Source organism: Streptomyces sp. NPDC052042, from assembly GCF_044548345.1.
In the GTDB taxonomy this organism is placed as follows: domain Bacteria; phylum Actinomycetota; class Actinomycetes; order Streptomycetales; family Streptomycetaceae; genus Streptomyces.
This window is the reverse complement of record NZ_JBIUBU010000007.1, coordinates 253162-265601: the sequence shown is the minus strand read 5'-3', so window position 1 is coordinate 265601 and position 12440 is coordinate 253162. Positions and strand designations below refer to the sequence as shown.

8 protein-coding genes and 2 pseudogenes are annotated in these 12440 nt (G+C 71.0%); all 10 read right to left on the bottom strand.

Features of this window, described 5'->3' with window-relative positions:
• Positions 1 to 63: 63 nt before the first annotated feature.
• Positions 64 to 1383, bottom strand: a pseudogene (locus tag ACIHCL_RS15370) (sensor histidine kinase); the annotation flags it as partial.
• 422 nt (positions 1384 to 1805) lie between these two features.
• Positions 1806 to 2681, bottom strand: coding sequence for an alpha/beta hydrolase family protein (locus ACIHCL_RS15365; protein ID WP_399861753.1), 876 nt, complete (start codon positions 2679 to 2681; stop codon positions 1806 to 1808).
• A 421-nt stretch (positions 2682 to 3102) separates the two neighbouring features.
• A complete protein-coding gene (gene kynU, locus ACIHCL_RS15360; RefSeq protein ID WP_399861881.1) occupies positions 3103 to 4320 on the bottom strand; it encodes a kynureninase in 1218 nt (405 codons plus the stop codon).
• Between the two features lie 148 nt (positions 4321 to 4468).
• On the bottom strand, positions 4469 to 5317 hold the full coding sequence (locus ACIHCL_RS15355; RefSeq protein WP_399861751.1) for a tryptophan 2,3-dioxygenase family protein: 849 nt from the start codon (positions 5315 to 5317) through the stop codon (positions 4469 to 4471).
• Positions 5318 to 5613: 296 nt separating this feature from the next.
• Positions 5614 to 6027, bottom strand: coding sequence for a DUF3151 domain-containing protein (locus tag ACIHCL_RS15350; protein WP_399861749.1), 414 nt, complete (start codon positions 6025 to 6027; stop codon positions 5614 to 5616).
• A gap of 113 nt (positions 6028 to 6140) precedes the next feature.
• Complete coding sequence (locus tag ACIHCL_RS15345) at positions 6141 to 7922, bottom strand: MFS transporter (RefSeq protein ID WP_399861747.1); 1782 nt, start codon at positions 7920 to 7922, stop codon at positions 6141 to 6143.
• 178 nt (positions 7923 to 8100) lie between these two features.
• A pseudogene (locus ACIHCL_RS15340) lies at positions 8101 to 9345 on the bottom strand (MalY/PatB family protein).
• Between the two features lie 207 nt (positions 9346 to 9552).
• Positions 9553 to 10575, bottom strand: coding sequence for a class II fructose-bisphosphate aldolase (fbaA, locus tag ACIHCL_RS15335; protein WP_399861744.1), 1023 nt, complete (start codon positions 10573 to 10575; stop codon positions 9553 to 9555).
• A 211-nt stretch (positions 10576 to 10786) separates the two neighbouring features.
• Positions 10787 to 11326, bottom strand: a complete 540-nt coding sequence (gene pyrE / locus ACIHCL_RS15330; RefSeq protein ID WP_399861742.1) for an orotate phosphoribosyltransferase — start codon at positions 11324 to 11326, stop codon at positions 10787 to 10789.
• A 308-nt stretch (positions 11327 to 11634) separates the two neighbouring features.
• Positions 11635 to 12435, bottom strand: a complete 801-nt coding sequence (locus ACIHCL_RS15325; RefSeq protein WP_399861740.1) for an aldose 1-epimerase — start codon at positions 12433 to 12435, stop codon at positions 11635 to 11637.
• Between the last annotated feature and the right edge of the window lie 5 nt (positions 12436 to 12440).

The window sequence follows — 12440 nt, the reverse complement described above, 5'->3', positions numbered from 1 at the left end:
CACCGTCTCTGGCACGCTCGCCTTGCGTGCGGCCTCTGCCGCACCCGTCGCACGTGCCGTCTCATCCGCCTCATGCGCCGCGCCCGGCTCGGGATCGAGCGGTACCGGGATAAACGCGGCGATCTCGTAGCCGCCTTCCTCGGTCGCCCCGGCCGTCATCGTGCCGTTCAGCATCGTGACCCGCTCCCGCATCCCGGTGATCCCGTGCCCGGCCCCCTGCGAGGGTTTCACCAGAGCGGTCGGCGGCCCGTTCACGACCCGCAGCCCCAACCCAGCCAGCACATAACCGATCTCCACCTTCGCGGTCGCACCCGGCGCATGCCGCAGCGTGTTGCTGAGCGCCTCCTGAATGATCCGGTACGCGGAGAGCTCGACGCCCGGCGGGAGTTCACGTATCGCTCCGGTGACCGTCTTCTCGGTCTCCAGCCCCGCCTCGCGCACATTGGTGAGGAGCCCGTCGAGCTGGGCGAGGGTGGGCTGCGGGGCGTCCGGCAGGCGCTCGTCGTCGGCACGGACGACGCCGAGGACCCGGCGCAGTTCGGTGAGGGCGGAGACCGCGTTCTCGCGGATCGTGGCGAACGCCTGCTCCAGTTCGGGCGGCGGGTTCTCCACCCGGTACGGAGCGGCCTCGGCCTGGATCGCGACGACCGACATGTGATGGGCGACCACGTCGTGGAGTTCCCGGGCGATGGTGGTGCGCTCCTCCAGCTGAGTGCGCCGGTCGCGTTCGACGGCGGTCACCGTGCGCTGCACGGTGACCTCGCGCTCCGCGTCACGGCGGATCTGTACCACGGCGACCAGCAGCAGCGCGACGGCGGAGAAGACGGAGAAGGGGCCGGTGGTGGAGGAGAGCTGCCAGCCGCCGACGTTGTCCAGCAGGGTGCCGAACAGCCCGCTGATCACCCACATCCAGGCGGCGGTACGGGGCCGGGTCCGGGCCGTGACCACCACCATCACCGTCAGGTGCGAGACCAGAGTGCTCGACGTCCAGGGCCAGGAGTCGCGGCCGACGGCCGCCGCGAACGGGGTGACCACCAGAGAGGCCCAGAACGCACCGGCCGGCCGGACGAGCGTCATCAGCACCGTGGCCGCCGGGAGCAGCGCGATCATGACGGCCTGCATCACGAACCACGGTCCGGAGGAGCTCACGGAGGTGAGGCCCACGACTGCCGCGAAGAACGCGGCCGTACCGACCAGCGCGTGGGGTGTCCAGGCAACCCTTTCCCGCATCCGGTCGGAAAGCCTGCCGGTCAGGGGCCCATCAGTGCGCATCCGCTCCAGCGGACGGTAGGCGAAGGCGTTGCTGAGTAGGTCCTGCCGCAGTCCGCCCAACACCTTGGCGGCCAGCCTGAGCTCGGGGCTTCTGGTTTTGGTCTCGGTCACGTTTCCACGGTAGGGGCCGGTCCGGGTCGGGTCGTCAGCAGTGATGCGGATCCTGCGCCGTCCGTCGCAAGTACTACGGAGCCCGGCCCCCGCCCACGGAGGGGAAGTGAGTGTGCGTGGTACGGCCGGTGGCACGCGGCGGGGGTGCGATCCGCGTTCCTCGACCTGCGCTCCTCTGCCTGCGCTCCTCGCCCCGTGATCCCGCGATCCGTGATCCCGCGATCCGTGATCCGCGACCCGTGATCCGCGATCCGCGGCCCCCGGCTCATGGCCCCTGACCCGCGCACGCTCATCCGCAAGCCACCAGCCGTGCCCCGCGATCCGTCATCGCTGATCCGCATCCCGGCCACGTCACCGCTGATCCGTGAACCCTGCCTCCGTCACCGCTGATCCGTGCCCTCATGCCCTGTCATCTTCGAGTATCACCAAGCCAGTTGGGCGATTTCTTCCGCCACCACGGCACAGGCGTCGCTCGACGGGTCGATGAGCGGGAAGTGGCCGACCTCGGGCAGCAGGGTCAGCCCCACCGTCTCCCCCGCCCGCGCCGCCGTGTCGACGAACGCCTCCGAGACGGCTCGGGGCACGACGAGGTCGGTGGCGCCCTGCACCACGACCGTCGCGATGCCGGTGGGCAGCAGTACGGCCGGGTCGGCGTGGCGGGCCCGTTCCTCGAAGTCCTCCTCGCGGCCGAGGAATTGGCCAACCGCCCCCGAGCACACGTCGAGTTCGACGGCCTTGGTGAAGTCCGCGATCGGCGCGAGGGCGACGACACCCCGCAGCGGGGGCGGCACGGGCAGCCGCCAGGGCGCTCCCTCGGGCAGTACGTGCCTGGCGGCTGCCCACAGGGCGAGGTGCCCGCCCGCCGAGTGCCCGGTGAGGACGATCCGCCGGACATCGGCCTCCGGGAGTTCCCGAACCAGCAGCTCCGGCAGCGCGTCCATCGCCGCGGCGATGTCGTCGAACGTCTCCGGCCAGCGGCCCGCGACCGGGCCGTCCCCCCGCTGCTGCGGAATCTCGCCGCCGCGCCGGTACTCGACGCTGGCCACGGCGAACCCGCGCCGGGCGAGGAAGTGCGCGAAGGGCGAGACGTGTTGCCGGTCGTACTGCGCCCGCCAGGCCCCGCCGTGCAGGACGACCACGACCGGCGCCCCGGACCGGCCGTCCCGCGGGGTGTAGAAGTCGATCAGCTGGTCGGGGTGGTGCCCATAGGCGGCGGACGCGTCAGGGGCGACCGGTGGATGAGAGAAGGCCGACTCGGTCTCGGCTGCGTCCCGATCACGCGCGGCGGAATCCGACATACTGCTCCAACCCGTCCTGTCCGTCTCGTCTGCTGGGCCCGACTGCCCGGCGAGCCGATGGCGTGTGCTCGACGGTCCCCCAGTCCAACTGGCCTGACCTGCGGGGACGGTACCAGGACCGATGGTTCCCGTCCCCGCCGACAGATCACGACAGCACCTGGACCGCCGGGGCCGCCGACCCGGTGATCCGGTGATCCGGTGATCCGGGCCGGCCCTGGAGCCGCTCTCCGGTACCGGCCACCAGAAACAACCACCAGGAACCGACCACCAAGCCCCCCAACACGAGGGGAAACCGGCCAGGACCATCGGCCCCCGAACACCGGGAGCCGACTCCGAACACCGGGCGACCCAGAACACCGGAGATCGGCCCCGCCCACCGGGGACCGGTCCGGACCACCGGCCCCGGTCCCCGACCTCGCGCCTATGCCCGGCCGGGTACGCCGCCCGGTGCGTCGCCCAGCACGTCGCTCAGCACCCGTGCCGCGCGCTCCACGTCCGCGAACCCGACGTACAACGGGGTGAATCCGAACCGCAGCACGTCAGGACGTCGCAGGTCACCGACGACTCCCCGCTCGATGAGGGCGTCCATGACCGGCTCCGCGTCCGCGCACCGCACCGCGACCTGGCTGCCGCGTTCCGCGTGCGCGACCGGGGTGACGGAGGTGACCCGGCCTTCGGGAACGTAGGCGTCGACGCACTCCAGGAAGAAGTCCGTCAGCGCCAGGGACTTGGCCCGGACCGCGTCGATCGACACCCCGTCCCACACGTCCAACGCCGCCTCCAACGCGAGCATGGAGAGGATGTCGGGCGTGCCGACCCGGCCCCGTACGGCCCCTTCCGCCGGAACGTACCCGGACGTCATCCCGAACGGATCGGCGTGCGACGTCCAGCCGGGCAAGGGGGAGTCGAAGTCCGCCTGATGGCGCTCGGCGACGTACAGGAAGGCGGGCGAACCGGGCCCGCCGTTCAGGTACTTGTAGGTGCAACCGACCGCCAGGTCCACCCCGTGCGCGTCGAGCCCCACGGGCAGGGCACCCGCGCTGTGGCACAGGTCCCAGACGGCGACGGCGCCCGCGGCACGCACGGCGGCGGTGAGTCCGGGCAGGTCGTGGAGCCTGCCGGTGCGGTAGTCGACGTGGTTGAGCAGGACGGCCGCGGTACGTGGGCCGAGGGCGTCCGGCACATCGGCGGGAGCGACCGGGACGATCCGGTGACCGGTCATCCGGGCCGCGGACGCGGCGATGTACCCGTCCGTGGGGAACGTCGTCGCGTCGACGAGGATCTCGTCCCGCCCCTCGGGCGCCAGCCGGGTCGCGGCGACAAGGGCTTTGAACACGTTCACGCTGGTGGAGTCGCCGACGACGATCTGCCCTGCGGCGGCGCCGACCAACGGGCCGATCCGGTCGCCGATCCGCTCGGGCGCGGTCCACCAGCCGCTTTCGTCCCAGGACCGGATGCGCAGCTCCCCCCATTCGCGGGTGAGTACCTCCCGCAGCCGGTCGGGCACGTGGACGGGCAGCGCCCCGAGCGAGTTGCCGTCCAGGTAGACGGTGTCGTCGAGGGCGAACATTTCGCGCCTGCCGGCGAGCGGGTCGGCCGCATCGAGCCCGGCAGCCCGTGCGACGAGGCGATCGGACACCAGGTCCTGCTCAGAGCGGCCACCGACGCCGGACCCCGAGGCATACTCGGTGCGACCGCCGGACTCCGAAACGCGCTCGGCGCGACCGCCGGGCTTCGAGGCGTGCTCGGCGCGACCACCAGGCTCCGAGGCGTGCTCGGTGAAGGTCTCAGACATGGCTGCGCGCGCTCCACAACTCGGGGAAGACGTTCTTCATCGCCCGCTTCTCCAGCCAGGCGACCCCGGCGGAACCACCGGTCCCGGTCTTCGAGCCCATCGCGCGGCGGGTGGCGACGAGGTGGTCGTTGCGCCAACGCCACACCAGTTCAGCCACATCGGTCAGCGCCTCGCCGAGCCGGACCAGTTCGTCGTTCTGGTCCGGGTTGGCATAGATCTCCGCCCAGACGGCCTCGACCTCGGACGACGGCTCGTACCTCTGCGTCAGATCTCGTTCGAGCACGGACCTCGGTACCGGGTGGCCGTGCCGGGCCAGCAGGGCGAGCGTCTCGTCGTACAGGCCCGGTTCGGACAGCGCCTTCTCCAGTTCGGCGTGGACCCGGGGCGCGCCCCGGTGCGGCACCAGCATGGAAGCGGACTTCTCACCGAGCAGGAACTCCATCCGCCGGTACATCGCGGACTGGAAACCGGAACCTTCGCCGAGGGCGCCCCGATAGGAGTTGAACTGGGCGGGGGTGAGCTGGGCGAGCGGCGTCCAGGAGGCGTTGAGCGCCTCCAGTTCGCGCACGGACCGCTTGAGCGCGTCGCGTGCGACCGTCAGCCGGTCCTCGCGCAGGGCGTGTGCGGCGGTCTCCCACTCGTGCACGATGACGGTGAACCACAGCTCCATGACCTGGGTCGTGACCAGGAAGACCATCTCGCCCGGGTCATCGGAGAGAGGGTGCTGGAGGTGGGTGAGGACATCCGCCTGGACATAGTCCTCGTACGGGGTCGTTCCCTCGAAGTCGAGATGCGGGGTCTCCGCACCGGTGGCTTCGGGGTCGGGGTGGAACGTCGACATTGCTGTCTCCTCGACACAAGCTTCCGGGTAGCGGTCCGCCCCTTCCGTGAGGTGGTGGAGCTCCGGTCCCCTGTCGGCATCCTAAACGGAGGCCGGGAGAGCACGCAGACCCCGCGGAGGCGAGTGCCGCCGCCCGCGGGGCCGGAGCACCACGCGCATACGTGTGCGCGTGGACGTGTGCGTACGTGTGCGCGTCGCGCACATGGGAGCGTTCCGCACGTGGACCGTGTGGACCCACGCCGCACGAACGAACGCCCGGTCGAGGATCCCTCCGAGGGAGCTGTCCCGAAGGTGCGCTATCCGAGGGTCTCGGCGGCGGTCGGCGAGGACTCGCGCAGGAACGTCGTGCAGCGCTCGTACTCCTCCTGCTCACCGATCGTCCCGGCGGCCCGTGCGAGCGCGTGCAGGGCACGCAGGAAGCCCCGGTTCGGCTCGTGCTCGAACGGTACGGGGCCGTGGCCCTTCCATCCGGCCCGGCGCAGCGCGTCGAGGCCGCGGTGATAGCCGGTGCGGGCGTAGGCGTACGACTCGATGACGCGACCGGCCTCGAACGCCTCGTCGGCGAGCTGCGCCCAGGCCAGGGAAGAGGCCGGGTACTTCGCGGCCACCTCGACGGGGGCCGCGCCGCTCGCGAGCAGTTCGCGGGGCTCCGGGTCGTCCGGCAGGTGGGTCGGGGGCGGTCCCCCGAGCAGGTTCTCATGGATCGACATGGGTTCAAGTGTGCCTGGCACATGCGATCCGGGGTACCCGGGCGTATGGCGCCAAGGCCGGTTCACGCCGGTGCGGGCCGGCACCGTGCGATTGCGAGGGCTCACGCCGGGTGTCACCCGGCGCTCCTTCTGCCTCCCATGCCTCCTGCGCTCCCCGGGGCTCCCGGGGCTCCCGGGGCTCCCGGGGCTCCCGGCCCATCGTCGCGCCCGGATTCACCGTGCGCGGGCTTCTCGTGCGCGGGCTTCTCGTGCGCGAGGCCGTCGTGAGGGGATGGCTCGCGTGCCGACTCGCCCCGGGCGGGTCTCGTAGCCGCAGGCCCGCGGCGTGCGAGCCCATCACGTGCGGGCTCGTCCCCGGCAGGTCCCCCGCACGCGGGCTTCTCGTGTGCGGGTTCCAGGGGCGGGGCGACGATGCCGCAGTGCACCGTGCACTCGGGTCGTTCCTTCTTCACCGCCTCCTCCTTGCCGGCCCCGGCCACCGCCATCGGTGGGTTCCGTACGGCCACCCAGGCGATCAACGAGCCCAGCACGAGCAGCCCGGCGCACATGGGCATGGCCCGCCGGAAGGTCACCGCGAACTCCCCGGCGTTCCGGTACGCCTCCGGCCCCATGCCGGCGAGCAGCGGCAGCGCGGCCACCGCGATCAGCCCGGCGGCGCGGGCGGCCGCGTTGTTGATCCCGCTGGCGAGACCGGCCCGTGCGGTGTCCACGGAGGACAGGACGGTCGCGGTGAGCGGTGCCACCAGGGTGACCATTCCGGCGCCGAGCAGGGCGACAGCCGGCAGCACGTCCGTGAGGTAGGCGGAGACGGAATGTGCCCCGGGCCCTACCCGCAGCATCAGCAGCATTCCCGCAGCGGCGACCAGAGGGCCGGCGGCGAGCGGGATGCGGGGCCCGATGCGCTGTCCCAGCTCGCCCGAGGAGGCGGAGAAGAGCAGCATCAGCAAGGTTGTGGGCAGCAGGGCCGTGCCCGCGCCGAGCGCCGAGTACCCTGCGACGACCTGAAGCTGGATCGCCGCGAGGAAGAAGAAACCGCCCAGCGCCGCGTATACACAGAGGGTGATGACGTTGACGACGGTGAACTGCCGGGACGCGAACACCGAGGGCGGCAGCATCGGATTGCGCCGTCGGCGTTCCACCCGTACGAACAGGGCCCCGGCGACGACCCCGGCGACGGCCGACCCGACCACCACGCCGGACGCGCCCCGCCCGGGCGCCTCGATCAGCCCGTAGGTCACCAGGGCCAGGGCGAGGGCCGCGAGTACGGCGCCCGGTACGTCGAAGGGCCCATGCGCCCGCGGGTCACGTGATTCCGGGACGTGGCGCAGCGCCACCGGGACACAGAGCGCGGCGACCGGCACATTGAGGAGGAACACCCACCGCCAGCCCGGCCCGTCGACGAGCCAACCGCCGACGAACGGCCCGACCGCGGCCCCGATCCCGCCGAACCCCGACCACAGTCCGACCGCACGGGCCCGGTCGTCGGGATGGAAGCTGGCCTGGATCAGCGCAAGCGAACCCGGCGTGAGGAGCGCCCCGCCGATACCTTGGAGAGCCCGGGCGATGACCAGGACCGTGGCATTCGGCGCGGCCCCGCACATCACGGACGCGGCGGCGAACCAGATGACCCCGACCACGAAGACCCGTCGCCGCCCGAACCGGTCGCCGAGGGCGCCTCCGAGGAGGATCAGCCCGGCAAGAGTCAGCATGTAGGCGTTGACGGTCCACTGAAGCGCGGCCAGATCGGTCCCGAGGTCCTTGCCGATGCGGGGCAGCGCGACGTTGATCACGGTGGAGTCCAGCAGGGCCATGCTGGAGCCGAGCACCGTGGTGAGAACGACCCACCGCCCCACAGGGGAGGCGACGCGAATGTCTCCCGTCTCTGCGTCACGCATATGAGCAGCATCTCCGCTCCGGCGCACCGGAGCCATCGGAGCGGACCCGCCCGCATCCGCATCCGCATCCGCATCCGCATCCGCATCCGCATCCGATAGGAGCATGAACGCGAACGGGCACTGACACATGGACGCGAAGGAGTACGCGAACGCGGCCTTGGGCGCACCTCCGGGAGACCTATGACCCGACTCCTGTGACCGCCCGTACCGCCCGGATCAGCGCCTGAACGCCTGCCTCCGCCTTGGAACGCGGGCACCCGACGTTCAGCCGTACGAAGCCCTCCGCCCCGTAGACCGCTCCCGGCATCACCGCGACCTTCTCGCGCTCGATCAGCACCCGCTGCAACGCCTCGTCGCGGTCGGCACCGTCGATGCCGACCGGCCGCAGGTCGATCCAGGCCAGGTACCCGGCCTGCGGCGGCTTCCACCCCAGGTCCGGGAACGCCTCGTTCAGCTGTCACCCCACCAGCGCAAGGTTTTCACCGACATAGGCACGGACCTGGTCCAGCCAGCCCGCGGACTCCCGGTACGCGGCGATGTGCGCGGTCAGCGACAGCACGGCCGGGGAGGCCAGTCCCTCCGCCGTCTCCATGCGGCGCAGAAACTCCGCCCGGTCGTCCGGGTCACCGATCAGACCGTACGAGCCGGTCAGCGCGGGGAAGTTGAACGCCTTCGACGCGGAGGAGAGCAGCGCCCAGCGCCCCTTCCGCTCCCTCTCCCCTGGTCCGTCGCTCTCAGCGGTGACTTGCCTGTCGCTCTCAGCGGCGACGCACGTCCACGGCACATGCACATGCCCGTCGTGCGCGAAGTCGGCGTGTATCTCGTCGCTGATCACGGCGACACCGTGACGCGCGGCCAGTGACGCCATCCCGCTCAGCTCGTCCCGCGTCCACACCCGGCCGGTCGGGTTGTGCGGCGAGCACACGACCAGGACCTTGCTGTCGGGGCGGGCGAGCTCACGTTCCAGCGCGGCCACGTCCCCCACCGAAACGCCCCGCAGCTCACGCCCGAGCCCGTTGATCGCCTTGCGGAAGCCGTCGTACACCGGGGTATGGACGACGACGCCCTCGCCCTCGCCGGTCCACATCTGGAGCAGCTGCGAAAGCTGGCTGAGCACGGACGGCCCGTACACCAGCTGCCCGGTGTCGATCCGGACCCCGTGCCGGGTCTCGTACCAGTGGGCTATCGCGGAGCGGAAGTCGTCCTGCTGCCAGGTCGTGTATCCGAAGACCCCGTGGTCGAGCCGGGCGCGCAGCGCCCTGAGCACCTGTGGGGCGGTCTCGAAGTCCATGTCGGAGATGGTGAACGGCAGCAGTCCGTCCACCCCGAACCGGTCCGCGACCCCGTCCCATTGGATGGACCAGGTGCCGCGACGGTCGACGACGGTGTCGAAGTCATAGCGTGCGCCGGCGCTCACTGTCATTCCTCATGCCTTCTCTCGGAATCCGGTCTCCCGGAACGGTCTCCGGACCCACCGCAAGGTCCCCTGCCGTGTCCCGGGCCCAGCGCCCGACATGCCGTGGGCCCGGCGCCCCTGAATGGTTCCAGGGGCGCCGGGCCCACAAACGCGTCGTGTATCGCCTCGCGCGGCACACGGACAGTCCGCCCGCCGCTCCAGCGACTCCGCCCGCTACTTCAGCTTGGTGCCGGTGGAACGCAGGTCCGCGCACGCCTTCGTCACGCGCTCGGCCATGCTCGCCTCGGCGGACTTGCCCCAGCTGCGCGGGTCGTAGACCTTCTTGTTTCCGACCTCGCCGTCGACCTTCAGCACGCCGTCGTAGTTGCGGAACATGTGGTCCACGATCGGGCGGGTGAAGGCGTACTGGGTGTCGGTGTCGAGGTTCATCTTCACGACGCCGTTCTCCAGCGCGGTGGCGATCTCCTGCTCGGTGGAGCCGGAGCCGCCGTGGAAGACGAAGTCGAACGGGGCGGCCTTGCCGTACTTGGCGGCGACGCCTTCCTGGAGGTCCTTCAGCAGCTCGGGGCGGAGCACGACGTTGCCCGGCTTGTAGACGCCGTGGACGTTGCCGAAGGAGGCGGCCAGCAGGTAGCGGCCCTTCTCGCCCAGGCCGAGCGCCTCGGCGGTACGCAGCGCGTCGTCGACGGTCGTGTACAGCTCGTCGTTGATCTCGTGCGAGACGCCGTCCTCCTCGCCACCGGTCGGGGTGATCTCGACCTCAAGGATGATCTTGGCGGCGGCAGCCTTGGCCAGCAGTTCCTGGGCGATGGCCAGGTTGTCGGCGAGGGTCTCGGCGGAGCCGTCCCACATGTGGGACTGGAACAGCGGGTTCTGGCCCTTGGCGACACGCTCGGCGGAGACGTCGAGCAGCGGGCGCACGTAGCCGTCCAGCTTGTCCTTGGGACAGTGGTCGGTGTGCAGTGCGACCTGGATGTCGTACTTGGCGGCGACGATGTGCGCGAACTCGGCCAGCGCGACTGCACCGCTGACCATGTCCTTGTTGTACTGGCCGCCCAGGAACTCCGCACCGCCGGTGGAGATCTGGACGATGCCGTCGCTCTCCGCCTCGGCGAAGCCACGCATCGCAGCGTGCAGGGTCTGGGTCGACGTCACATTGATGGCCGGGTAGGCGAACTTGCCTGCCTTCGCCCGATCGAGCATCTCGGCGTAGACCTCGGGGGTTGCGATGGGCATCTGTCCGCTCCTTGGGATATGCGGGTGTGCGTGCTGGTTCCCTGACCTGGGGGCGACATCATCGTCGCCCCCATCTTCCCAGACTCCCGCCGCGGCTCCACCCGGCCCGCGCCCACGAGGCCCGGCCGGACGGCCCGAGGCATGCGCCAGGGGTGGGCGGTTTCACGTGAAACCGCCCACCCCTGAAGAAAATCGCAGGTCAGACCAAGTGTCAGGCCAGATCGAGGTCGGCCACCGAGTACACGTGGATGTACGGCAGACCTGCCTCGGCGATCGCCGGAGCCGCACCCCGCTCCACGATCACGGCAACGGCGACGACCTCGCCACCGGCCTCGCGCACCGCCTCGACGGCCGTCAGGGGCGAACCGCCCGTGGTCGACGTGTCCTCGACGACGAGGCAGCGCCGGCCCTTCACATCCGTGCCCTCGATGCGGCGCTGCATCCCGTGCGCCTTCTGCGCCTTGCGGACGACGAACGCGTCCAGCTCCTGGCCGCGCGCGGCGGAGGCGTGCAGCATCGACGTGGCGACCGGGTCGGCGCCCAGCGTCAGCCCACCCACGCAGTCGTAGTCCAGGTCGGCGGTGGCATCGAGCATGACCTGCCCGACCATCGGAGCGGCCTTGCCGTCCAGCGTGATGCGGCGCAGATCGATGTACCAGTCGGCCTCAAGACCCGAGGAGAGGGTCACTTTGCCGTGTACCACGGCCTTGTCCTTGATCTGCTGGAGCAGCTCAGCACGTACGTCAGTCATGGCTACGAGCTTAAAGCGCACGCGTCGGGGCCAGCGGCGGGCCAAAGCCGGACACCGGTCAGGGCACCGGGCAGGGCACCGGCACGAGGCGGGCGGAGGGCCCTGCGCCCCCTCCCACCTCGGCCCCGTCCTCGTACCGCCACCGTCCCCGCGTCGCCCTCCCCGCGTCGCCCTCCTCGTCCCCGCGCCGCTGCCCTTGGCCCCTCCTCGTACCGCTGCCATCGCGGTACCGCCGCCGGCCCCTTCCTCGTCCCACCGCCGGCCCCGTCCACGTACCGCTCCCGGTCAGAGCCTGCGTCGGCTCCAGGTCAGAGCCTGCGCCAGCTCCAGGTCGTCGTGATCTCCAGCGGCTCGATCGGGGTGACGTACCGGGGTGTGGTGTTCAGTCCGTTCGGCGGTCCGGACTGCGGCTCCACACAGACCGCCTCCGGCTGCTCGTCATAGATCACGACCCACTCGGCCCGGCTCTTCACGTTCAGTTCCAGCTGCTCCGGCCAGGTGAGCGTCACATCGACGCCGTCCGGCATCCCGAAGCAGTCGTCCCACGGGCCGGGCAGCGGCGGGATGCGGCGCCCGGTCGGCAAATGGTCCTCGCCCCGCTCCTCCTGCCAGGCCGCGTCAAAGCTCACCTGCACGTCCTTGCCCCCGCCACCGAGATTCCGCAGGAACCAGGGGTGCCAGCCGGCCTGTGCCGGAAACGAGTTCTCGTACGTCTCGATGCCGAACGCGAGCACGAGCGAGTCCTCGGACAGCTCGAAGGTCTGGGTTACCCGTCCCGGATACGGCCAGGGGTCGGCGAGGTCGTAGTAGAACGAGCCGTCCCGCTCGCCCACTCGGGCGGTATGCCACGCCGTGTCCCGGCCGGTCCCGTGGATGGCGTGCGGCGGGGCGTTCCGCGGCAACCGGTGCGGGACATCGCCGTTGCGGAAGACCCCGTATCCGGTGCGTCCGCACCACGGCACCATCGGGAAGCAGCCGTACCGCTCCCCCTGCCGCAGCAGTTCGGTACCACCGATCCGCAGGCTGCCGATGCGGCAGCCGTTGGCGGGGTTCACGGTCAGCTCTGCGTCGCCGACGGACAGCCGGACGTCCTTCTCACTGCTACTCACGCAAA